The 23,855-nt window shown below is 36.2% G+C and carries 15 protein-coding genes and 1 tRNA gene; 9 read left to right on the top strand and 7 right to left on the bottom strand.

From position 1 onward, the window contains the following. Window positions 1–71 precede the first annotated feature (71 nt). Genes FHR29_RS14225 through FHR29_RS14210 form a run of 4 tightly spaced genes read left to right on the top strand, consistent with a single transcriptional unit; the run spans window position 72 to window position 2,937 of the window. Window positions 72–923 carry an ATP-binding cassette domain-containing protein gene (locus FHR29_RS14225; RefSeq protein ID WP_183915449.1) on the top strand — a complete coding sequence of 284 codons (852 nt, stop codon included), beginning with the start codon at window positions 72–74 and terminating at the stop codon, window positions 921–923. Beyond that, on the top strand, window positions 907–1,722 hold the full coding sequence (locus FHR29_RS14220; protein ID WP_183915447.1) for a hypothetical protein: 816 nt from the start codon (window positions 907–909) through the stop codon (window positions 1,720–1,722). The genes FHR29_RS14225 and FHR29_RS14220 overlap by 17 nt, the downstream gene beginning before the upstream one ends. Window position 1,723: 1 nt before the next feature. Continuing rightward, window positions 1,724–2,107: a GntR family transcriptional regulator gene (locus FHR29_RS14215; RefSeq protein ID WP_183915445.1), complete on the top strand. Its 384-nt coding sequence runs from the start codon at window positions 1,724–1,726 to the stop codon at window positions 2,105–2,107. Next, on the top strand, window positions 2,104–2,937 hold the full coding sequence (locus FHR29_RS14210; protein ID WP_183915444.1) for a hypothetical protein: 834 nt from the start codon (window positions 2,104–2,106) through the stop codon (window positions 2,935–2,937). Before FHR29_RS14215 ends, FHR29_RS14210 begins: the two co-directional genes overlap by 4 nt. Before the next feature lie 83 nt (window positions 2,938–3,020). Here FHR29_RS14210 and FHR29_RS14205 read toward each other — a convergent pair whose 3' ends face one another. Further along, the gene (locus FHR29_RS14205; RefSeq protein ID WP_132843077.1) at window positions 3,021–3,527 is read right to left on the bottom strand and encodes an ecotin family protein; all 507 of its coding nucleotides are present in this window, start codon (window positions 3,525–3,527) and stop codon (window positions 3,021–3,023) included. A 211-nt stretch (window positions 3,528–3,738) separates the two neighbouring features. Further along, window positions 3,739–4,473, bottom strand: a complete 735-nt coding sequence (locus FHR29_RS14200; RefSeq protein WP_132843079.1) for an SIMPL domain-containing protein — start codon at window positions 4,471–4,473, stop codon at window positions 3,739–3,741. Window positions 4,474–4,613: 140 nt separating this feature from the next. Here FHR29_RS14200 and FHR29_RS14195 point away from each other — a divergent pair, with 140 nt between their 5' ends. From FHR29_RS14195 to FHR29_RS14185, 3 genes are all read left to right on the top strand, one after another. Next, window positions 4,614–7,412 (top strand): prolyl oligopeptidase family serine peptidase, encoded by a 2,799-nt coding sequence (locus FHR29_RS14195; RefSeq protein ID WP_183915442.1) that lies wholly within the window; start codon window positions 4,614–4,616, stop codon window positions 7,410–7,412. 186 nt (window positions 7,413–7,598) lie between these two features. Beyond that, on the top strand, window positions 7,599–9,785 hold the full coding sequence (locus FHR29_RS14190) for a glutamine synthetase III (protein WP_168128114.1): 2,187 nt from the start codon (window positions 7,599–7,601) through the stop codon (window positions 9,783–9,785). Window positions 9,786–9,991: 206 nt separating this feature from the next. Beyond that, on the top strand, window positions 9,992–10,420 hold the full coding sequence (locus FHR29_RS14185) for a c-type cytochrome (protein ID WP_183915440.1): 429 nt from the start codon (window positions 9,992–9,994) through the stop codon (window positions 10,418–10,420). Between the two features lie 121 nt (window positions 10,421–10,541). On the opposite strand, the gene FHR29_RS14180 is transcribed toward FHR29_RS14185, so the two are convergent. The 5 genes from FHR29_RS14180 to FHR29_RS14160 form a co-directional block, all read right to left on the bottom strand. Continuing rightward, a tRNA-Leu gene (locus FHR29_RS14180) sits at window positions 10,542–10,621 on the bottom strand. Between the two features lie 182 nt (window positions 10,622–10,803). After that, the gene (gene hepC, locus FHR29_RS14175) at window positions 10,804–12,780 is read right to left on the bottom strand and encodes a heparin-sulfate lyase HepC (protein WP_183915438.1); all 1,977 of its coding nucleotides are present in this window, start codon (window positions 12,778–12,780) and stop codon (window positions 10,804–10,806) included. Between the two features lie 26 nt (window positions 12,781–12,806). Then, the gene (hepC, locus tag FHR29_RS14170; RefSeq protein ID WP_183915435.1) at window positions 12,807–14,765 is read right to left on the bottom strand and encodes a heparin-sulfate lyase HepC; all 1,959 of its coding nucleotides are present in this window, start codon (window positions 14,763–14,765) and stop codon (window positions 12,807–12,809) included. A 3-nt stretch (window positions 14,766–14,768) separates the two neighbouring features. Beyond that, window positions 14,769–16,721: a heparin-sulfate lyase HepC gene (gene hepC, locus FHR29_RS14165; protein WP_183915433.1), complete on the bottom strand. Its 1,953-nt coding sequence runs from the start codon at window positions 16,719–16,721 to the stop codon at window positions 14,769–14,771. Between the two features lie 48 nt (window positions 16,722–16,769). Next, entirely contained in the window at window positions 16,770–17,975 is a 1,206-nt protein-coding gene (locus FHR29_RS14160; protein WP_132843091.1) for a glycoside hydrolase family 88 protein, read from the bottom strand. A 630-nt stretch (window positions 17,976–18,605) separates the two neighbouring features. Here FHR29_RS14160 and FHR29_RS14155 point away from each other — a divergent pair. Together FHR29_RS14155 and FHR29_RS14150 are read left to right on the top strand one after the other, a co-directional pair. Continuing rightward, window positions 18,606–21,749, top strand: coding sequence for a TonB-dependent receptor (locus FHR29_RS14155; RefSeq protein ID WP_183915431.1), 3,144 nt, complete (start codon window positions 18,606–18,608; stop codon window positions 21,747–21,749). Window positions 21,750–21,767: 18 nt separating this feature from the next. Further along, complete coding sequence (locus tag FHR29_RS14150) at window positions 21,768–23,828, top strand: RagB/SusD family nutrient uptake outer membrane protein (protein WP_183915429.1); 2,061 nt, start codon at window positions 21,768–21,770, stop codon at window positions 23,826–23,828. Window positions 23,829–23,855 lie beyond the last annotated feature (27 nt).

Below are 23,855 nucleotides of genomic sequence, written 5' to 3'. Positions count from 1 at the left end.
AAAAGTACAAAATAATTTGCATTCTTATTTTTCCTTTCTATATTAGTGTATTAATTAAATAATACAGTAGTATGATAACTATTAAAAACCTAAATTTCAGCTACAGCAAATCGCGACCATTATTTAAAAATATGGATCTTCATTTACAGGAAGGGCATATTTATGGTCTATTGGGGAAAAATGGTGCCGGCAAGTCGACGTTACTGAAGAATATGGCCGGTTTGGTCTATCCTGTAAGTGGTACGATTGAAGTGTTACAGCATGATCCTTGTAAACGCGAACCTGCTCTGCTTCAGGAAATCAGTTTTATTCCTGAGGAATTTCACTTACCAGCAGTGAAATCCGCAACTTTTGTAAAAGCGAATGCCGTTTTTTATCCAAAGTTTGATCATGCATATTTTCAAGAACTGATCAGAGAGTTTGAAATTCCGATCGAACAGAAGCTTGCAGATATGAGTTATGGGCAAAAGAAGAAATATATCATATCATTTGGTTTGGCTTCCAATACCAAAATCATGATTATGGATGAACCTACTAATGGTCTAGATATTCCTTCTAAAGTGCAGTTTCGTAAAATTATGGCCTCTGCTATTGCCGACGACCGCTGTGTTATTATCTCGACACATCAAGTACGTGATCTCGACAACCTGATCGATGCGGTTATTCTATTGGATGAACATCGGGTGGTATTAAATGCTAATGTTAATCGTATTACGGATCATATCAGCTTTAAAAAAGTACGTGAGTTGAACGATGATGTGCTATATTCAGAACCTGCGTTAGGAGGTTTTAATACCATACAGTTGAATGCGATGGGCGAAGACTCTAAATTAGATCTGGAACTGTTGTTTAATGCTGTTTTACAGAAAAAAGAATTGATTACAAACCTTTTAAATGTTACTGAAGATGTCGAACGTATTTAATGTTAATCGCTTGTGTGCATTGATTCGCCGGCAGTGGATTTCTGTCGGACGCATTTATTTGATGTCACTAATTATTATTGCTGGAGTTTTTATAGCTTTTTATGGGGTTGCAATCTTTAAAAATTTTGAAGATATAAGGACAAGCTCTAATATAGGCCAAGATGTTCTTAATTTTAGAATACCGTTATTTTTTATTTTGGGATTATTTTTTATCACAGTTGTATCAAGCAGTTATTTTTCTGATTTAGGTCAAAAAACCAAGGCGATTTTTGAGTTGATGACTCCAGCTTCTTCCTTAGAGAAATTTTTAACTTCTATTTTTTATACTATTATTGTAAGCTTGTGTGCCTATTTCTTATTATTCTTTTTAGTTGATCTTGCTTTTGTATCCTATTTAAGAAGTATAGGATCTTCTATTACAACTTTTGAAACCGAACAAGGAGGAAAAGTAGTGATTGATAATTGGATGTATTTCTTCAAGCTGGAAAAATCTGAATTCTTGCCCTACTTCTATTTTTTACCCTTCATATTGAATGCCCTATTTTTATTAGGTTCTATCGCCTATAAGAATTATCAATATATTAAAACAGCTATAACCATGATTATATATGTAGCCATATGGATAATCACATTTATCTATGTCATGAAATTACGAACAGATAATACAATTGGCCTTGATAACGGTAATTATTTTGATGATAAGGTTCATGGACTTCAACTTGCGCTAGCAATTGGTATATTTTTAACATTAATTTTTTGGGGATTAGCATTCTTGAGATTAAAAGAAAAGGAGGTTTAGTATGGATTTTAATGCTAACAAAGCCATTTATCTTCAGATAGCAGCGTACGTATGCGATCATATTCTATTGGGGACCTGGAAAGTGGAGGATAAGCTACCTTCGGTCCGTGAACTTGCTGTACAATTGGAAGTGAATCCAAATACCGTGATGCGTACCTATGACTTGTTGCAACAAAAAGAAATTGTTGTCAATAAACGAGGAGTTGGATTTTTTGTGACTGATACGTCAGTTGGAAATGTAAAGGAATACCGCAAAACAGTATTTTTAGAAGAGGATCTCAATCCTTTTTTTAGAAATATCTATCTTTTGGAAATTAGTTTAGATGAACTAAAGCAAAGGTATCAATCTTTTATTGAACAACATTTTAAAAATAACGAATTATGAAACTGAGTAGTAAAATATTGATAGGCTTGGGGATAGCATTATTTATTATTCCTATAGTCACCACTTCTTATATTGTAGGAAATAATAGGGTTGATACAAAAGTGTATGAGGAGATGCTTCGCAAGGAAGGTAGTGAACCAGATAGTAAGGATACTTATTTGAAAACATATAAAACTAAAAGTTTTACAAATTTGAATATTATCGGAAATGATAAGGGGTCCATAGGACTTTTTATTGTGAAAAGTGATAAATATGCTGTGAAAGTGGATAATAATAGTGAAGGAGAAATTTCAATTGATGTTGATGGAAAAGGTCAATTGAATATTGAACTAAAGGATAATGCAAAATCCTACTATAAACGGATATATATATTTACTCCCGATATCAAGCAGATTGAATTTTCAGCAATTCATGTGAGTAGTTTTTCAGGTCAATATGATCAACTGGAGATCGTAGGAGATAAGGTTGAAGATTTTACGTTCAATTCAGATGTAGTTGTTAATGATTTGTCCTTACGATTAAAAAACTCCCATATTAGTGGCGATCGTCAGGAGTCTTTTAAACTTAATCAGCTGACATTGGATTTGGATAGCAGTGATGTGAATTTTGCAAAACAAGATTATGAACATGTTTTTATTCAAGCGAAGGATTCTAAAGTAAATTTTAAAGGAGATAACCCTGATTTGAAATTGAAGCTTCTGAATCTAAAAACAGTTGGACACACATCAATTGATTTAAATGATTTTCAAGTAGAAAATGCCCAAGGAGAGTTGTCTGAAGAAACCAAAACAGATTTTCCAGTTTCTTTATTAAGGAAGATTTTAAAATAAAATTTAAGATTTTAGATCCTTAACAAAAAACGCTCTTCAAATTTAATTGAAGAGCGTTTTATTAATTTTTATATTGCGTTTAACTATTTCGTTTTTTTTAGAGGAACCTCAGCGGCTTGGTAAGTTTCAGGCTCAGCTTTGTAAATTTTGAATTTTACTTCATAGCCCTCTGGTGCGTAAATAACGATTGGCATTCTTCCATTGTAATCGGTTATAACAGATTTCGCCTGTACAAAGCTGTTCTTTTTTTCACCCTGGCAAAGCATTTGAGTCGAAGCTACATTTCCATTTGTTTTGAAAACATAGTAATTATATCCCCATCCCTGCAGATCTTTTTTCTCAAAATCACCGGATAAGAAGTAACTGTTACACGCGTCGGTCTCCATATATTTGCCAGCAAAAAACTCAATCTTTTTATTATTATCACCATCGATTCCTGCGTGAGGGACTTCAATTACATATTTTACCATTCCTTTTTCTGGTGCTGGAAATACATTTACGTCTTGTTTAAGTAATGTCTGTGCCATAGCGGATATCGAAATTAATAAAGTAGCAACGATCATACCTGTTTTTAACATTAACTTTTTCATATATATTATTTTTACATGTGTATTATTATCAGGTTAGAGTGATCTGTAGACGATAAGTTTAATCTGTTGACGATTTTTTTTATCATGAAAAGTTTTGGAAGTCGTTCTAAATTATGCTATTTTCTTGATAGACAATTTATTGTGTCGTGTTTCTTGTTAATTTTTCTCTTGATTTTAAGACTAAAAGGCTTTAAAAATATCATTTTATACTTTATAATGGTAAATAGCTCGCTTTTACAGTAATGTTTGCAGTCTTTTTTCGAGATGTTGTATTGAATGCACCACCATAAGAAAATTCTTCGTTATCATTTTGACCAGTTATCTGAAAAACGCCCAAATCAGCTTTTACCAATTGACCTAAAGTGGAGGAAGATTCGGTAGCAATATTCTGTGCACGTTGGTGTGCATTTTTAGAAGCCTGAGAAATGAGTTCTAATTTTAAATCTTCCAATTTAGAATAATAGTAATTCGGTGTGCTCGAACTTAATTCAAGCCCTTGAGATATTAACGTTGATATTTCGCGAGATGCATTATCGACTTTGTTAAGATCTTTTGATTCCACTCCAACAGTTTGCGATAAGGTATATCCAGAAAAAGTATTATAGCTACTGCCTTTACCATCTGTGTGGTATTCAAATTCTTTATTAATATTAACAGCTTCAAATCTTATCTCTTCAGCTTTTAGACCCTGTGCGATCAAGAAATTGCGAACCAGCTCACGATCCTCAGCTAATTGATCTGATGCGCCTTTTAAATCGAAATTTTTACGACTGTAACTGGCATTCCATTTTACTAAATCAGATTCAAAATCTTTTTTAGCATTTCCATTAACGGTAATCGTTTGTGAAGATTTGAATTTGTAACGGTATGCATTGCTAAAAAGGCATGCACTTGCAATAATAACAATACCTGCAATAAGTGCAATTATAATTGGATTGTATTTCATAATCATTATTCTAATCAGGTTATTTAACGTTTTATCGACTTACTATGTAGCAATCATGATACCAAAAAAAACTGTTATTTTTGAATTTAAATAGATAATTTGCAGTTTTTGAATCAATTTGTTGATATAAGTAATAAATAATGAATAAAAAAATCATTCTTATAGGGTTGTTAGCAATGCATGGAGCCGTTTTATTCGCTCAAAAGCAACCGCTTAACCATACGGTTTATGATGGATGGCAAAGTTTGAATGCTAGTGAAATAAGTGGTAGTGGAAAATACATCACATTTCAAGTACTGCCACAGGAGGGAGATGGAGCCTTATATGTCAAGGATAATTTAAACAAATCCATACTTGAATTACCAAGGGGATATAATGCCCGTTTGACCAATAATGAAACGCATGTCATTTCATTGATAAAGCCTAAGTTTGCCGATACACGCCAAGCGAAAATTAAGAAAAAGAAACCGGAAGAAATGCCGAAAGACTCCCTTGCTATTTTTACGGTAGCGACTGGAAAGCTTTTAAAGTATGCAGAAGTTAAATCTTATAAATTGGCTGAGGAAGCTAATGGTTACTTTGGATTCTTAACGGATGATAAAGGGATAGCTCCTACAGACACCGCGACGTCAAAGACTAAAAAAGCAACTAAAATCAGCACATTGCATGTATATGATCTAGCAACAGGTGATACGGTTAATTTTCAGCAGGTAGATCAATATGACTTTAATAAAGCGGGAAACAAGCTGGTTTTTACCAAAAAAACTGAAGCGAAAGATTCTACATCAAATATTGCCGGTGTTTATTTATATGATTTAACCAATAAAACATTAAAAAAGATTACAAATGGCCGCGGAACGTATAAAAACTTCACTTTTGACGATCTTGGTAATCAATTGGTCTATTTAGGAGATAAAACTGCTGAAAAATCTTTATTAAAAGAGTTTAATCTTTATTATTATACTGCACAGCTTGATTCAGCACGCATTGCTGTTCAAAAAAATACTTCAGGAGTACCTGCAAATTGGGCTGTAAGTGGAGATGGAGAGTTAAAATTCAGTAAAAATGGACAGAAATTATTTTTAGGATTGGCACCTATACCTAGAGTTAAGGATACGACATTAGTGGATTTTGAGCATGCGAAGGTAGACGTTTGGCATTGGCAGGATGATTACTTACAGCCACAGCAATTAGTCAATCTTAAAAAAGATCTTGCTCAAAGCTATCTGAGTGTATTTTATCCGCAACAGAATAATCGTGTGATTCCTCTAGTTGATGAGAAATTTAATCCAGTACGTACAACTATTGAAGCCGACCAAGAATATGTTTTGGCAACCACTGATTTTGGACGTAGAGTATCTACGCAGTGGGATTATCGGAGCAAACAGGATGTATATGTCGTCTCTACCGTTTCTGGTGCTCGTCAGTTGGTAGCTGAAAATTTATCAGGACAAGCTGTTTTATCACCAGATGGTCAGTATGTGCTGTATTTTAATCAGGATAATGGCAATTGGTATTCGTATCAAATTGCCTCCAAAAAAGTGTCGATATTAAATGATGGTCTTCCTGTATCCTTTGTCGATGAGGATAATGATATGCCGGCAAAACCAGAAGGCTATGGTATGGCCGCTTGGGGAGCCGACAATAAAGGAGTATATGTTTATGATAAATATGATATTTGGTATTTCGCTTTAGATGGATCGGATAAATATTTAGCCACAAATGGATATGGAAGGGTATCCAGTACCGTTTTAAGGTATAAAAACTTAACACATCCCCGAAATAGCAAATGGAAATCCAACACACTTGATGAGCGTCAGCGTATTCTCTTAACTGCTTTTAATGAAAAGACCAAAGAGAATGGTTTTTATGAATTGAGAGGTAAGCGTAAAGATCCGAAAGAGATCTTGATGGCACCAAAGGTGTTTAGAAATTTACAAGCATCCGAAGATCAGAAATACCTGATCTATTCAAAGGAAGATTATGTTAATAGTCCTGATTTATACGTGAATAGCAATACGTTTAAAAAGGAAGAAAAATTGAGTGAGTTGAATCTGCAGCAAGCGAATTACAATTGGGGAACCGCGGAATTGGTACAGTGGACTACACCTGCTGGTCATGCTGCAGAAGGTATTCTGTACAAACCGGAAGATTTTGATCCGAATAAGAAATATCCAATTATTGCTTATTTCTATGAAAAATTATCAGAAGGACTATATAGTTACCAAGCGCCTGCGCCTACACCATCTCGTTTGAACATACCTTATTTTGTAAGTAATGGTTATTTGGTTTTTGCGCCTGATATTTCATATGTTACAGGTGAGCCTGGTAAATCTGCGGAAGAATATATTAATTCAGGAATGAAGCATCTGGCGCAGAATAATTGGGTAGATTCATCTAAAATGGGTATCCAAGGACAAAGCTGGGGAGGCTACCAAGTGGCGCATTTAATAACAGCTACCAATATGTATGCAGCAGCTTGGGCAGGTGCTCCAGTTGTGAATATGACTTCAGCGTATGGGGGTATTCGTTGGCAAACAGGCATGTCCCGTCAGTTTCAGTATGAAAATACACAAAGTAGAATTGGTAAGACCCTATGGGAAGGGCAAGAAGCTTATCTAGCCAATTCACCTTTATTTCATTTGAATAAAGTGACAACACCAGTCGTTATTATGGCAAATGATAATGATGGAGCAGTGCCATGGTACCAAGGCATCGAAATGTTTACGGCATTAAGACGCTTACAAAAACCTGTTTGGATGCTTAATTACAATGGTGACGAACATAATTTGTTGTTAAGACAGAATAGAAAAGATATTCAAATACGAGAGCAACAGTTTTTTGATCACTATTTAAAAGGAGCGCCTGCTCCGAAATGGTTGAAATCTGGAGTTCCCGCAAAAGAAAAAGGAATCGATTGGGGGTTTTCTAGTGAATAATTTTAAAAAGAGCTTATTTGTTACAAATAAGCTCTTTTTTTTATGTCTAATTGTAATTTTTTAAGGTTTTCAATAAAAATATTAAAAAAAATTTCAATTTTTATTGAAAACAACATACTTTTACAAAGTAATTTGATGGAAAGATCAAAAATAGGGTATAAAAAAACTTAAAATCTCAATCACATAATGTCTAACTTAAGATTTAAATCTGTCGAAGCAGCTGTATCTCGCAAAAATGCTTCTTTAAAAGTAGAAACTAAAAAAGCTACCGATATTTACGGTAAGAATGTTTTTTCAATTGCGAAGATGAAAGATTATCTTCCTAAAAACTCTTACAAGGAATTAGCACAGGCAATCGAAGATGGAAGTGCAATTTCTCGTGATTTAGCGGAGCATATTTCACAGGCGATGAAAAGTTGGTCACTATCTAATGGTGCTACGCATTATACACACTGGTTCCAACCTTTGACAGGATCTACTGCTGAAAAGCACGATGCTTTCTTTGAGCCGGATGATAATGGTGAAGCTATTGAGAAGTTTACCGCAGATGCTTTGGTACAGCAAGAGCCTGATGCATCAAGTTTTCCAAATGGAGGTATTCGTAATACATTCGAGGCACGTGGCTATACAGCTTGGGATACTTCATCACCAGCTTTCCTTTATGAAACAGGTTCAGGTAAAACATTGTGTATCCCAACAGTTTTTGTATCATACACAGGCGAGGCATTAGATTATAAAGCTCCTTTGTTAAAAGCTGTAAGTGCTATTGACAAAGCTTCTACTGAGGTAGCACAATACTTCGATAAACAAATTACAAAAGTAAATGCTTCTTTGGGTATTGAACAAGAATATTTTTTAGTTGATCTTTCTTTATATAATGCACGTCCAGATTTACAATTGACAGGACGTACTTTATTCGGTCATATGTCCGCAAAAGGACAACAATTGGATGATCATTATTTCGGAGCGATCCCTGAGCGTGTTTTAGCATTCATGGTCGATTTGGAAAATGAAGCTTTGAAATTAGGTATTCCATTAAAAACTCGTCACAACGAGGTTGCTCCTTCTCAATTTGAGTGTGCGCCTATGTATGAGGAAATCAACTTAGCAATTGATCATAACCAATTGTTACAGAATTTAATGGACCAAGTGGCAATGCGTCACCATTTCAAAGTGTTATTACACGAGAAACCTTATAGCGGTGTCAATGGTTCTGGTAAACATAATAACTGGTCTTTGATTACCAATACAGGTGTTAATTTATTGTCTCCTGGTAAGACTCCAAAAAATAACCTAATGTTCTTGACATTCTTTGTTAATACCATTAAGGCTGTTTATGAACATGCGGATTTATTACGTGCATCGATTGCTAGTGCAAGTAATGATCACCGTTTAGGTGCAAATGAGGCTCCTCCTGCTATTATTTCAATCTTCTTAGGCTCTCAGTTAGATGATCTTTTAGAAGAAGTTGAATCGGCTCGTGTTGCTAAAAAAGTAAAATCTGAAGCGAACTTATGGCATGGTATTCCTAAAGTTCCTGAATTGAGATTGGATAATACAGATCGTAACCGTACTTCCCCATTTGCTTTTACAGGTAATAAGTTTGAATTTAGAGCTGTAGGTTCTTCTGCGAACTCTGCATTACCAATGACCGTATTAAATGTTATTGTTGCGAATCAATTGATCGAATTTAAGATCGAAGTTGATAAGCAAATTAAAAAAGGCATTAAGAAAGATTTAGCTCTATTGAATGTTGTTCGTAAATATATCAAAGATTCTAAATCAATCCGTTTTGAAGGTAATGGTTATAGCGAAGAGTGGGAGAAAGAAGCTGAGGCAAGAGGCTTGTCGAATATCAAATCTACTCCGAAAGCTTTAGACGTTTACGTAAAAGAAGAGTCGATCGAGTTATTTGAGAAATTAGGTATTTATACAAAACGTGAAAGTGAAGCACGTCATGAAATTTTGTTGGAAAACTTTTACAAAAAACTTCAGATCGAAGCTCGTGTTATTGAAGATATCGTCAATAATCAGATTGCTCCTGCATGTTTGATCTATCAAAACGAATTGATCAAAAACGTACAAGGTCTGAAAGATCTAGGATTCGGAAAAGAGGCATATAGCTCTCAGTTTAACTTCTTAGAGCGTATTTCATTACACGTTAATACTGTTCTTGAGAAAACAGAGGCGATGCGTAAAGAACGTAAAAATGCAAATCAAATCGAAGATATGCGCGAAAAATCAATCGCATATGATGAGGTTGTTAAACCTTATTTTGATGAGATTCGTTACCATGTCAATAAATTAGAGAAAATTGTTGATGATCAAAAATGGCCATTACCAAAACTTCGCGAACTGTTGTTCATTAGCTAAGAATTGGTAAATTAGGTATCATTTAAATTGATACATCTTGAAAGCGCGCGATATTTTATCGGGCGCTTTCTTTTTGCACCTTAACTGGTTACGGTGCAAAAGTCAATATTGTAACAATCTACTGTATTGTCATATTAATTTCATTTTATCATAGGTTATTCGTTGTTCTTTTTTTACATTTAGTTATTAAAAGAAGAAGAAGAAAAATGAAGAAGTTTAATTTTAAATACAGGAAAATATCCTTAGTTACTGCAGTGATTGCAACTGCGATGACTTTAAGTGCTTTTATTCCCAATCAGGAAAAACCAAAGGAAGAAAAGTTTACCAATCTAAAAGTACTCCCTAAAAATATAACTCCAGATGAGTTAAAGTTAGTGATGCGCGAATTTAATAGCTCCTTGGGAGTCAAATGTGGATTCTGCCATACTCCTTCAAAAGATGATCCTAAGAAAATGGAATTTGCGAGTGACGAGAATAAGCATAAAAGTATAGCGCGTGATATGATGAAAATGACTGCCAAGATCAATAAAAAATACTTTCATAAAGGAAGTAAAGAAGGGGAGATCAAAGCTATTTCATGTAAAACCTGTCATAATGGACAGAAGCATCCAGAGATGAAAATTGTGAGTTTATAAAATTGAAAAAGGAAGTGTAGACTTCCTTTTTCAATTTTATAACTTTTGTAGCTCTTCCGTTTATCACAAGGGCTTAAAAAATAAAAAGGGTCTGAAGAATTAACTTCAGACCCTTTTTCGGTACCCGGAGCCGGGATCGAACCGGCACGGTTTCCCACTAGTGTTTGAGACTAGCGCGTCTACCAATTCCGCCATCCGGGCGGTCCGTTCAAACAAGTATTTCGTTGTTTGGAGTGATGCAAAGGTAGATATTCTTTTGATATATGCAAAATAAAAATACATTCAATATAGGAAATGTCTGATTATGAATGAATTTATTTTTGTGCAATAAAAACATAAGATCAAAAACCCAATCCTCGTATTAATAAAGGCTCAGGAATTTATTAATTATTTAGATTGAGTTTCAAATTTCTACGTTTGCCATCAATTGTCAATACCAGATCAAGCTCACCCTCTGCATAGTTATTTCCTTTATTTTCTTTAAGTGTAATTTTGGGCGCTTTTCCTCCAGTAAACGGATACATCACACTTACAAAAGAAGCATCTTTCTTATTATCCTTATTTTTTTCAAATACTAGCGCAGGTCGTGTTGTTTCTGTGCCGTATTGGTACGAAACTTTTCCCTCTTCCTTTTTTAATTCAGTTTTTATAGGAGACAGACACTGAACAAGTAAATTGTTTCCATCAGAATAGCTTGTCCAAACCCTATTTTTAGTCTTATCAAATTGAGGTTTGCTATCTTCTTTTAACTGATAATGAACGCCTAATATTCCTGTTTTAGCGCCTATAGCCTGGTCTAGAATAATAAAGTATTTTTTGTCAACAAAAAGGACTGTTCTTCGGTGATTTAAGTCTAGATAGCTGGGATTAGTATACGTCAGCACGTCTAAATCGGTACTTGTTGTCCATTTGTTCTGCTGTGCTTTCGTAATGACCATGTCTTGATTGTTTAAAGTCATTGTACTGTGTACACGGGTTTGGCGAAACCAGTTTCTTTTTTTCATGATCTCAGCATCGCCACTGTATACAAAACAGCCAGCATCTGGTGTGAAATTCCTACCGTTTACCCAAAGTTCGAAAGTACCATTGTCAGGTTGTGCATGAAACTCTCCCGGAGGACTCGCCTTGATTATCAAAATGGTAGATGCTCTGTCCCAACCGTTACGAAATGTATATAAACCAGCATTGTTTAAAGCATTGGAAAGCCAATTAGGCTTTTGACCTTTTTTTCCATCGCTCGCAAAGTAGGAGATAAATGGATTTTCAGGGAAGAGTTCTGACCAAGCTGTAAATTGTCTTATTCTTAGCTCTTTTTTTGTCCACCAAGAATCACCAAACATAGGCTGATTATAATTTGGAAAGGTAATGTTAATGAAGGCCATAGCCATTTTTTCTACCGTCAATTTATAACTTGCTGGAAATTCATCTTCTACACCTGCTTTTTGTGCCCCTTTATATGCCTTTGCAAAGATGTCGATAGCGGCCGCATGATAAACTGGAGATAGCTCATATTGAACACCATCGGCATAAACTTGTTTTATTATTTCAGAATTAAGGACATCAATTCCACTTTTTCGCCAATTTACAGCATCGGAGAACTCTGGAAAGGAAGCACCTGCAAATAATGTACGTTGTGCTTCAAAGAGGCGATGGTTTCCCTCCTTAGCATAATGGTTACGAAGGTATTCCGTTTGTTGGTGATAGCTGTTTAGAACAGTGATCAGAAATTGGGAAGTAAAATGTGGAGAATTAATAAAAATACTTATCGTAGGCACTAAACTCTGTATACGGTCAGAAACCTCTAATGCACGCCAGGCAAAACGGTCATTATCTGCAGATAATCCTAAAGGATTTTTTTTTACCCAGTCATCAAACTGGAGAACCCACTCTTGAGCGTATTTTTCATCTTTCGTACTGCGGTATGCTAAAGCCATCGGGAGCCACCATTTTAACCGGTGCAGTTGCCAGCGAACTTCATTATCTTTAACAGGCCACAATTGCCAATTGATGTCTTTTCCAAAATCAAAAAAGCCATAACTTTCCTGTGTTTTAAATTGATGTTGTAAAGCCTTTTCGGCTGTTTCAAAGGTTTTATTATCAAGGGATCCAGTAGTATCAACAGGAATTTCTAAGTTACTGAAGTCGGGTTTTCTAGAGCCGAGTTTGATTCTGTAGTATTTTAGCAGGGCTGAAGCGGCATCATTATATTTGCCTGACTCCACTGCATTTTTTACATTTTCAAGCCCCTGAAAGTTTAGATTTATATGTTTAAAACTCTCTTTCGTGATCGGGCTCTGTGCTTTTGTACTGCCTATCTGTATAAATAGTGTACATATAATAAATATAGATCTTAAATTCATCGCTTTTAATTGCTGTGCGGTAAATACTATTTTGAATATAATTGTTCTTTAATCATTTTCGTTTTTCCATCTATTGTGAGAGTGATATCCAATTTTCCGCTTGCATAATCGTTATCAGGATTTTCAATTAGACTAATGGCAGGAACTTTGTCATTACTGTATGGATATAGGATGCTGATAAAAGTTTGCTGTTTGCCGTCCGGTTTTTCCTTTTCAAAACCGAGAGCTGGTCTTTCTAATTCTTTACGATATTGGTATGAAACCTTACTCTTTTCCTCCAGTAGATTTATTTTATCTAAGTTAAGGGACTGTATTAACAAATTATTACCATCGGTATAACTCGTGTATACCGTGTTTTTTGATCTGTTGTAATGAGGATTACTATCTTCTTTAAGATGAAAACGGATCGCCAATTTACCATTTGCAATGCCGATCGCTCTGTCAATAATCAAAAAATAGTGTTGATCAATAAATAAAATACTACGTTGATGACTCATATCACTATAGCTAGGATTGGAGTAGGTCAAGATATCGAGATCCGTGTTGCTTTCCCATTTTTCCAATTTAGCTTTAGTAATCACCATACTTTTATCATTAAGAGTGAGTGTATTATGCACTTTCGTTTGGCGGTATTCTTCACGTAGCTTATTAATCTCTGCGTCACCACTATAGACGAAACAACCTGCATCAGGCATAAAATTTCTGCCTTTTATCCATAATTCAAAAGTGCCGTTGTCTGGCTGTGCATGAAATTCTCCCGGAGGACTTGCCTTTAATACCATAACTGTTGATTTTCTATCCCATCCATTTCTAAAGGTATAGAATCCAGCATCTGTCAACGCTTTGGATAGATATGAGGGAAGTGTGCCTTTTTTACCGTCGCTGGAAAAATATCGGATCACTTGATTATCTGGAAATGCTATTGCCCAATCCTTGTATTGTTTCAACATGGCACTTTTATCTGTGAGCCAAGCATCACCAAACATGGGGAATGTATAGTCAGGAAAGGAAAAATTAATGGTTGCGAGTACCATCTTTTCGATAGTACTCTTATAAGATGCTGGAAATTCTTTTTCCAAGCCTGCTTGCTGTGCCGCACGTAGACCAGCTAAAAAAGTACTGATCATTGCATTGTGGTAACCCGGAGCTAGCTCCCACTGCATACCATCATCAAAAACCTGTTTTTTAATTTCAGTATTAAGAATCTCCACACCACTTTTTCGCCATGCTGCAGCAGCTTTTAGTTCAGGGAAAAATGCACCTGCAGCCAATTCTCGTTGCGCTTCAAAAAGCCTGTGATTTCCTTCTTCGGCATATCGAGTAGGCAAAACTTCTGCTTGTTGATTGTAAGATTGTAGAAAATCCATTAAAAAAGTAGGGGTAAAGTTGGGGGAGGAGAGAAAAAGACCAAAAGTATTTGGTAAGCTTTTTAGGCGCTCTGAAATTTCCAACGCTCGCCAAGCGTATCGATCATTATCTGCAGATAATCCGAGTGGATTTTTTTTTACCCAATCTCTAAATTGAAATACCCATTCTCTAGCATACTCCTCATTACTGCTTTTGCGATAAGCAAGACCCATAGACTCCCACCATGTTACACGGTGCAGCTGCCAGCGTACTTCATTATCTTTTACAGGCCACAATTGCCAGTTGATGTCTTTCCCATAATCGAAAAAACCATAACCTTTGTGTGGTTGGAATTTATGTAAAAGGCTATTATCTGCCTTTTGCTGATTGGCAGCACTAATGGACTTCGTCGAATTCACAAAATTGTTATCCTTTAAGTCGGTACGGGCGCGATAATAATCAAGTAAAGCTTTGGCTGCAACATCATATTTTTTTGCGTTAAAGTTTATTTTTGCTGTTTCAAGACCTGGATAGTCCAAATTTACAATACTAAAGCTTGCAGCGTTAATAGGCGCTTCTTGGGCCTTGATGAGCAAAGTAAATGTGAGATACATACAAAGTAGCATGAGTTTTTTCATAACCTATTGTGTTAAGTCTTTTTTTAATGTCGTTTTTAAGCCATTTATTACTAAGCTAATATCTAAAAACCCTTTATCTAGATCGTGATCTTTGTTTTCAATTAAATCAATTTTGGGTGCTTGTTTTGCAAATGGGTAAATGATCGTGATAAAAGATTTTGTTCTATTGTCCGGTTTTAGTTGTTCAAAAGCAAATGCTGTTCTAGCTGTTTCTTTTTGATATTCATAGGACACAAAGCTTTTCTCTAACTTTAATGAAACTGAAGTATTTAAGGATTGTATCAACAAGTTATTGTCATCTGTATAGGTTGTATAAACCCGATTTTTTGCACTATCAACAACAGGCTGGTTGTCTTCTTTTAAATTAAAATGGATATCAAGCTCACCTGTACCTTCACCAATAGCTCTGTCAATAATAATAAAATAGTTTTTGTCGACGAATAAAAAGGTGCGTTGATGTTCAAGATCGTTATAGCTTGAATTGATATAATTCAGCATATCGATCTTATCGCTGGTTTCCCAGTTGATTAATCTGGCATTATTCTCCATGTTTTTATTGTTCAACGTTAATGTTTGATGTGCTTTGGTACTGCGGTACCAATCTCGTTTTTCATTTTCATGATGACCAATATTAGCATAAATAAAGCTACCGGCGTCAGGGGTAAAGTTGCGTCCTTTTATCCAGAGAACAAAGTTTCCATTGTCAGGATGAGAGTGAAATGACGCAGGTGGACCTGCCTTGATCTGCATGACAGTTGCATTCATGTCCCATCCGTCACGAAAGGCATAAAATCCGGCATTGGGTAAAGCACTTGATAGATAGTTTGGTTTCTGACCCGAAGCACCATCAGTAGCGTAATATTCGATTGTCTTATTATCCGGAAATACAGTCGTCCATTCTTTATAGTTCTTTAGCATTTGCGCCTTACTAGTCATAAATGAGTTGCCAAATAGCGGGTATTCATAATTTGGAAATGAATATTTGCCGACAGCTAATACCATTTTTTCTACCTTCCTACTGTATGTTTCGGGAAACTCACTCGCAATATCGGCCAATTGGGCAATGCGTAAGGCATCTAAGAATATTTTAATCGTACCGATATGATATCCTGGGGAAAGCTCAAATTGTATACCATCCGGAAGTACCTGTTTTTCAATTTCCGCATTTAATACCTCAATTCCACTTCCGCGCCATGATTTTGCATTTTTTAGTTCAGGAAAAGTGCTTCCCGCATACATGAGGTGTAATGCTTCATACAAACGATGGTTGCCAATATCAGTATAGTTTGCCATCACATAATCTGCTTGTTCATTGTACGAATTGAGAAATTCCATTAAAAAAGCGGGTGTAAAATTGGGCGAACGAAGAAAGAGGTTAAAAAGTCCGCTCCAATGATTTAGTCTAAACGATACTACAAATGCTTTCCAACCATAATCTTTTTCATCTGAATAGGTGCCTTGCTTGTTTTTTTTTATATAGTCACTTACCTGAAAAAACCACTCAAGAGCATATCGCTCATCACTTGTATTACTGTAAACAACACCCAGATTTTCCCAAAATGCTGTTCTATGTAAGAAAGTACTTAATAACTGATCCTTTACAGGACGGTATTGCCAGTTGATCTCTTTTCCATAATCATAGGTTGGATAGCCTTTATGGGGTTTAAATTTATGGAGTAATATATCCTCTGCGAGTTGTTTTGTTGTCTCATCAATTTTTTTACGTTTGAGCTGGATATAGTCATCACTGTTAAAATTAAGATGGCGTACAGATGTACGATCACGATAATAGTGTAACAGTTCAGCTGCAGCAAGGTCATATGATGCCGCAGCTACTGATTTTTTAACTTTTTCCAATCCCGGTTGATCTAAATTGATGTTTTTAAAACTTTCTTTAGTCATCAATGGTTCTTGTGCTACTGCAATGGCTGTTAGCATTGCAAAGGCGATGCTCATGAAAAGTTCTTTAAACGACATCATAATGTGGTGAAATTAGAATTAATTCTATTTATTTATATTTTTATTACCTGTAATAGCAACATATCGTTTTAGAGCTTCTAGATAATAATAGTCAGCGTAATCCAATGGAGTATCTATTTCTGAGTTATATAGAAAAGCGCCAACACTGTGTTTCAAAATAAAGAAATTATTTTCACCTGCTTTCGCAAGGTATTCATCCGAAGATAGAGACTCTAAAATATCTTCAGCATAATCGAAATACTTTTGACCATCTTTTACTTGCGTACTCAAATTTAGGAGTGCCGATGCAATTACTGCTGCTGCAGAAGCATCTCGTGGTGCTTTTTCTTCTATATCCTGAGCATTATGAACATCAAAATCCCATACAGGTACTTTGTCTTTAGGCATTGTGGGGTGATTCATGATAAACTTTGCAATATTTTCCGCTTGAGCTAAAAACTTTTCATTTTTAGCGTTTTCATTGCACATGGCATAACCATAAAGAGCCCATGCCTGTCCACGTGCCCACGCAGATTCATCTGTAACTCCTTGATGGGTCCTTTTCGCAATAACTTTACCTGTTTTAGGATCATAGTCGATTACATGATAGGAACTGTAATCTTTTCTGAAATGATTTTTTAGCGTTGTTGATGCATGAGTACTTGCTGCACCTGCATATTCTGGTTTTTTAAATTGTTCAGATGCCCAATACAAATATTCCAGATTCATCATGTTGTCAATGATAACAGGAAATTTCCACCACGAGAAATCCCAAGAGCGGATAGCGCCAACTTTAGAATCGAAACGGTTATACAAGTTTTGTGCACCATCGGCTAGTGCCGGTAAATAAGATTTGTCGCCCGTAATGCGATAGGCATTTCCATAGGAGCTGTATAACATAAAACCAACATCATGGGTATTTGTGATGTATCTTGCAGAATCTAAGGCAAGTGTAAATCGTTTCGCTTGATTGGCTAGTTCCTGATCTCCCGTAAGCTCATAGCCATACCAAAGTGAGCCTGGAAAGAAACCAGTCGTCCAATCTTTATAGTCTGCCAATCTTACCGATCCGTCTGGATTTGTAGAACGAGGATTGTGTCCAGGTCTATAGGTAGCGCCTGCTTGCTTCAATTGATAGTCGATCACAGCAGTTGCTTTCTTTAGCCAAGGCTCCGCTGTTTTATTATTTTGTGCATATCCATTAAAAGCAATAGCCGCAGTAAATAGTAGAGTACTTAAGGTCTTCTTCATCAAAGGTAATTAAATCGGTTAATAATGTTTTAGTTTGTTAATGAGATGTGAAATTAAGAGTTATGCCGACCATAGGCTTTTGATTTTTGCTAGAATGATTTTGAATTTGTTGAATTCCTGTAAAGCCACATCTTTGTGACAATGGGGACTTAATGCAAAAAAAACTAAAAGAAGAAGATCTGATTAGAAGGAATATTTTGTTTTGTTTATCATTTGGATTTCAGTCCGATGTTGTATTTGTTTTTTTTAAGAAAACCAATCGAATCAAATAAGACAATGACGAGCAAACATTCTTATTGTTTTGATGTCAATAAAACACGTTATATTTTTTTCAGTTCGCTATTATAAATTAGTCGTTATAAAAACCGCAAATAGATCCTAAATAGGCTTATTTAACTTTTTGAAGATAGCATTGGTTAATTTTGATAGTATTTTAGACAAATTTAAAACATCAAAAGCAATGATGTTGCTATTTTCGCTTCTACCAAATATAGCCGAGTACTGTTCAACCAATTTGCACAGATGATAAAGGAAGATCCTTTGCATTTGTGCTATAAATGATTTAGAATTATGAAACTCGCTCAGGCTATTACTTGGTATTATAGCAACTAATTAAACAAACTACCTAACATGAAACAAATCTTATTATTCTTTTCACTCCTCTTCTGTATTTTGCAGACGTCTGGACAAGATCTGTCTTTAATAAAAGGAGTGGTCAGAGATCAGGACAATCAACCGGTTGCTGGGGCTACCATAACTGAAAAAGGCACTTCTAATGTAGCGCTTTCAGGAAAGAATGGCAATTATCAGCTTAAAGTGAAATCCGGAGCAACACTATTATTTACTTACTTAGGTTATAAAACACAGCAGCAGCAAGTAAATGGCAAAACAACTCTAGATGTGCAGTTGCAGGCTGAGCAAAATAACCTCAACGAAGTAGTTGTCGTTGGTTATGGTCAAACTGTACAGCGGAAGGACCTGACTGGTGCTATATCTTCCGTATCGGGCACTGAATTGGCTAAAGTTCCCGTTCAGAATGTTGCGCAGGCATTGCAAGGTCGTATCGCTGGAGCACAGGTAACGATGTCCGATGGGACACCGGGTTCAGAGCCTAAGATCACTTTACGTGGAGGGATGTCCATCACGCAGAGCAATGAACCCTTATATGTCGTTGACGGAGTACCGCAAACTGATGGATTGGCATTTTTAGATCCTATGGATATCGAATCTGTTGATGTGATGAAAGATGCATCTTCAACTTCTATTTATGGAGCCCGAGGTGCAAACGGGGTCATCCTTATCACGACCAAAAAAAGCAAGTCAGGAAAGGTTCGAATTAATTACGATGGTTATTTCGGAGCAAAAAAAATCAATAAAGAGCTTCCTTTATTATCCGGATACGAGTATGTTTTAGCCCAATATGAATATGCCGCAAACTCTTCACCTGCTATAGCACAAAAATTTCTTGGTGCTTACGGCTCTTTCGAAGATTTGAAGAAGAATTACGAACATAGGCCAGGAAATAATTATCAAGAAGTACTTTTTGGTAATACTGCGAGTAGTCAGTACCATAAATTTAGTGTTAATGGTGGCGGAAAAGAAACTCAGTTTAATGCATTCTATTCTCATAACCAGGATGATGGTATCATGATTTCGAGCGGTTCTGTTAAAGATATCGCTAAACTGACCATAAACCATAGTCCAAGTAAGAAGTTTTCTGTTAATGCTATCGTTAATTACGCTAACCAACAGATTACAGGTATAGGTACAAGTGAAGGCGGTAATACACGCTTGAGTTTCTTGCAAAATATTTTACAATATAGGCCGATTATTGGTCTTACGGGTACCGATGAAGATTTATTGACACAGGATTTAGATCCTTTAGATCCCTCACCTTCATTACCAACATTCCAGAACCCACAAACTGCAGCCGAATCTAATCAACGGGACAACCGCATAAAATCATTAAACTTAAGTGCAACGTTACAGTACAATATTTTCAAGGATCTGACCTACCGTGGTCTTGTAAGTTATTCTGACATCAATACTAAAAACAAAGCATTTACAGACGCTAAATCCACTATTGCCATTCGAAGTGGAGGTCCTTTTGGCAGTATCGCTCAAAATGAATCTTCGCGTTTCAATTATAGCAATATCTTAACCTATGCCAATACATTTAATGACAAACATAAGTTTGATGTTTCACTTGGTCAGGAGTATATCTATAATTATAATGAAGGGTTTTCCACTTCGGCATCTGCATTTCCAGCAGAAAATTTAGGATGGGACAATTTGGGCTTCGGAACTCTTACCGTTGTTCCAAATTCATTTGCACAGGATGAGAAAATGCTATCATTTTTCGGTAGATCCAATTATGGCTATAAAGGAAAATACCTATTAACAGCTAGTTTACGTGTTGATGGATCATCCAAATTCGGAGAAGACCATCGCTGGGGAATTTTTCCTGCAGCAGCCGTAGCATGGAAGATTAATCAGGAGGATTTTATGAAATCCTTACCCTCAGTGTCAGATTTGAAGTTACGGTTTAGTTACGGTACTTCAGGAAACAATAGAATTAATAATTATTTAGCATTCGGTACTTTTGGAAATATAAGCTATCCACTAAATAACCAGCCCGTTACTGGAACAGTATTAAATACCTTACCAAATCCAAAATTGAAATGGGAGGCTTTACAAAGTGCTAATATTGGTTTAGATCTTGGTTTATTTAATCAAAGAATCACCTTGACAACCGAGGTATATAGCAATCGTTCAAAAGATTTACTTTTCAGTTCGCGCATACCAGCGAGTTCAGGATTTGCTACACAGTTGAGAAATATAGGAACAACTTCCAGCAAGGGAGTTGAAGTGACTTTAAATACTATAAACGTGCGTAACGCTAATTTCACTTGGAACAGTACTCTGAATTTTGCTTTCAATAAAACCAAAGTGTTGAGTTTAACTCAAAATGAGACATCTATGGTTGTTCCTAGTTATACCACTACCAACGATTATATTTTGCAAGTTGGTCAACCCGTAGGTGCTATGTATGGCTATATTCAAGATGGTCTCTATCAAGTAAATGAATTTGATTATGACGCAACGACCAATACCTATACCCTAAAAAACGGTGTCACAACCGATGCGATTACTGTAAGACCTGGTTATATCAAATTTAAAGATATGAATGGTGATAATAAGATAGACGAAAAAGACCGTACAGTCCTGGGTAATGGAAATCCTAAGTTTACTGGTGGTTTTAACAATACATTCAGCTATAAGGGTGTCGATCTTAGCGTATTTATAAACTGGGTGATCGGGAATAAAATCTACAACGCGAACAAATTAAATATGCAGCTTTTAGATGAGTATAGCAATGACTTTGCTTATATGGCCGATCGTTGGACCACGATCAATGCTAGCGGTCAAATTGCTACACCAGAAGAACTGATTGCGTTAAATCAAGGTAAAACTATTCCTAACACCATTGGTGCACAAGACAGACGCTTGTCTGATAAAATGATTGAAGACGGTTCTTTTCTTCGGATTAATAATATCAGTCTGGGCTACACGCTACCAAAGAAATGGTTAAATGCGGTGAAAATTGCAAATGCCCGTATTTATGTAACGGCTTATAATCTGCACGTATTCTCGAAATACTCAGGTTATGATCCAGAAGTAAGTGTTATCAAAAATCCATTAACTCCAGGAGTTGACTTTAGTGCTTATCCAAGAGCAAAATCTATAGTAGCGGGTGTTAATTTATCCTTTTAATTATAAATCGAGATGAACATGAAATTCATAAATAATAGACTCATAGTAAGCGCGATTTGTTTGTCACTAATGGCTACATCTTGTAAAAAAACATTAGAAGTAGAACCATATTCTTCTTTTACCAGTGCCAATTTTTTTGAAAATGAAAATCAAGCTTATATGGCAACTTTAGGTGTATATCAGTCCCTTGGTCAACAAGCTACCTATGGTTGGTATATCAATTTAATTTACGATAATGACACGGATGTTTCACAAATTGATGGAAATGTAGATGCTAATCAATGGCGTGCCATACCTCATTATGCGGCGACTAAGGAAAGCTCTTTTCTCGATCAGACTTGGATTGCTCTTTTCCAAGGAGTAGGTCGAGCGAATGTTGTTTTAGCTCAAATCCCCAAAATGGATGCTTATACTAATGGATCGGACACTCAAAAGGCACTGCTCAACAGATTGATCGGGGAAGCTAAATTTTTGCGTAGCTATTTTTACTTTGACCTGGTACGGCTTTTTGGTGATGTACCTTTAAAACTTACCCCATCGCAAACAGGTGAAAAGTTTGATGTTCCGTCCACTGACCGTTATGTTATATACGATCAGATTATCAAAGATATGAAAGAGGCTGCAGATTTATTACCTGAAACTCTTCCTACAGATGAGCGGATTAATAAATGGGGGGCTAAGGCTGTTTTAGCTAAGGTGGCCTTATATGCAGGTGGATATTCTCTTCGCAACAATGGTGGCATAGGAAGTGTGGAAAGACCAGCAAACTATAAGGAATATTATACTTTGGCCAAGCAACAGATTGATGAAGTGATTGGTAGCAAGCTCTACAGTCTCAATGACGATTATACTAAAGTATTTAAAAACCAGAGTCAGCATATTCTGGAACCTAAAGAGAGTTTATTTGAAGTGGCCTTTTTTAATCAGGCTAATTCTACTATCGGCGGTAATTCAATTGGTCAATTCAATGCACCAACTACCGTGAACGGTGTTTATAGACAGGCTAATTCAAGAGTTTTGGTTCTCAAACCATTTTTTGATTCGTTTGATACGAAAGATGTACGTCGAGATTTTGCTGTTGCCGCATTTTCCATTGATGCAAAAGGACGCCGAGTTCCTTACTTAGCAGCTAGAGGTGATGAGAACTGGAAGGTCGGAAAATGGAGCAGAGAGTATCAAACAGGAACTTTGCAAGAACTACAAAGCACCAATATCAACACCGTTATTATGCGTTATTCAGACGTACTGTTGATGCGTGCTGAGGTAGAAAACGAATTAAACAATGGACCTAACACATTAGCTTACGATGCTATTAACGAGGTAAGACGGAGAGGTTATGGGGTCAATACAGCGGGTAGAAGTATTTCAATCGATGTCTTAACACCAGGAAGCGGTTATTCAGCTGTTCCTACTTTTACGATTGTTGATGGTGGAGGGACAGGAGCTATAGGAGGGGCCAATCTCATCGCTACTTCTGGCGCATTAGGCCCAATGACCATCGTGACCACCGGTTATCCGAACACTGTTAATGCAGGTTACGGATACACCTCTGTTCCTACGGTTACTGTTTCGAATCCTTGGCCTGATAACGTGTCAAATTGGGTATCTTCCAAATCCTATTCTGTTGGAACTTATGTAAAGCAGGGTAGTAATTATTATCGGGTAGCAACCGCAGGAACTTCCACTAGTACAGCTCCATCACACACTTCTGGAAACTCTTCAGCAGTCAGTACTGGGGCGGAGTTCACTTATGCAAGCCCCGCTGTTGTAAAAGCGACACTATTAGTCAAGCCAACAGCTAATGATGCCGATTTGATGTCGGGTAAATCTAAGGAACAATTTTTCGATGTGATCGTTAGTGAAAGAGCACGTGAATTATGTTTTGAAGGTGGACGTAGAGGAGATTTGATTCGTTGGAACTTACTAGGAGCGAAAATTGCATTGACAAAATCATTAATTCGTCCAAATTATACGTACTTGTCATTTGCTAATTTCAGAGCCAATCAACATGAACTTTATCCAATCCCATTGAGTGAAACAGATGTAAATACATCAATTAATCAAAATCCTGGGTATTAGTTTAATGTAACCATTATTAAAAAAGGT

Source organism: Sphingobacterium sp. JUb56, from assembly GCF_014191365.1.
Classification (GTDB): Bacteria; Bacteroidota; Bacteroidia; order Sphingobacteriales; family Sphingobacteriaceae; genus Sphingobacterium; species Sphingobacterium anhuiense.
Note: the sequence above shows the minus strand (reverse complement) of the source record. Positions and strands in the feature narration are given on the sequence as shown.

Excerpts from the sequence above, each read along its gene's own strand:
- FHR29_RS14150 (WP_183915429.1), top strand. The coding sequence starts at position 21,768 with ATGAAATTCATAAATAATAGACTCATAGTAAGCGCGATTTGTTTGTCA.
- hepC (WP_183915433.1), bottom strand. The coding sequence starts at position 16,721 with ATGAGCATCGCCTTTGCAATGCTAACAGCCATTGCAGTAGCACAAGAA.
- FHR29_RS14185 (WP_183915440.1), top strand. The coding sequence starts at position 9,992 with ATGAAGAAGTTTAATTTTAAATACAGGAAAATATCCTTAGTTACTGCA.
- FHR29_RS14220 (WP_183915447.1), top strand. The coding sequence starts at position 907 with ATGTCGAACGTATTTAATGTTAATCGCTTGTGTGCATTGATTCGCCGG.
- FHR29_RS14200 (WP_132843079.1), bottom strand. The coding sequence starts at position 4,473 with ATGAAATACAATCCAATTATAATTGCACTTATTGCAGGTATTGTTATT.
- FHR29_RS14160 (WP_132843091.1), bottom strand. The coding sequence starts at position 17,975 with ATGAAGAAGACCTTAAGTACTCTACTATTTACTGCGGCTATTGCTTTT.
- hepC (WP_183915435.1), bottom strand. The coding sequence starts at position 14,765 with ATGAAAAAACTCATGCTACTTTGTATGTATCTCACATTTACTTTGCTC.
- FHR29_RS14155 (WP_183915431.1), top strand. The coding sequence starts at position 18,606 with ATGAAACAAATCTTATTATTCTTTTCACTCCTCTTCTGTATTTTGCAG.
- FHR29_RS14190 (WP_168128114.1), top strand. The coding sequence starts at position 7,599 with ATGTCTAACTTAAGATTTAAATCTGTCGAAGCAGCTGTATCTCGCAAA.
- FHR29_RS14205 (WP_132843077.1), bottom strand. The coding sequence starts at position 3,527 with ATGAAAAAGTTAATGTTAAAAACAGGTATGATCGTTGCTACTTTATTA.
- FHR29_RS14210 (WP_183915444.1), top strand. The coding sequence starts at position 2,104 with ATGAAACTGAGTAGTAAAATATTGATAGGCTTGGGGATAGCATTATTT.
- FHR29_RS14195 (WP_183915442.1), top strand. The coding sequence starts at position 4,614 with ATGAATAAAAAAATCATTCTTATAGGGTTGTTAGCAATGCATGGAGCC.
- FHR29_RS14215 (WP_183915445.1), top strand. The coding sequence starts at position 1,724 with ATGGATTTTAATGCTAACAAAGCCATTTATCTTCAGATAGCAGCGTAC.
- FHR29_RS14225 (WP_183915449.1), top strand. The coding sequence starts at position 72 with ATGATAACTATTAAAAACCTAAATTTCAGCTACAGCAAATCGCGACCA.
- hepC (WP_183915438.1), bottom strand. The coding sequence starts at position 12,780 with ATGAATTTAAGATCTATATTTATTATATGTACACTATTTATACAGATA.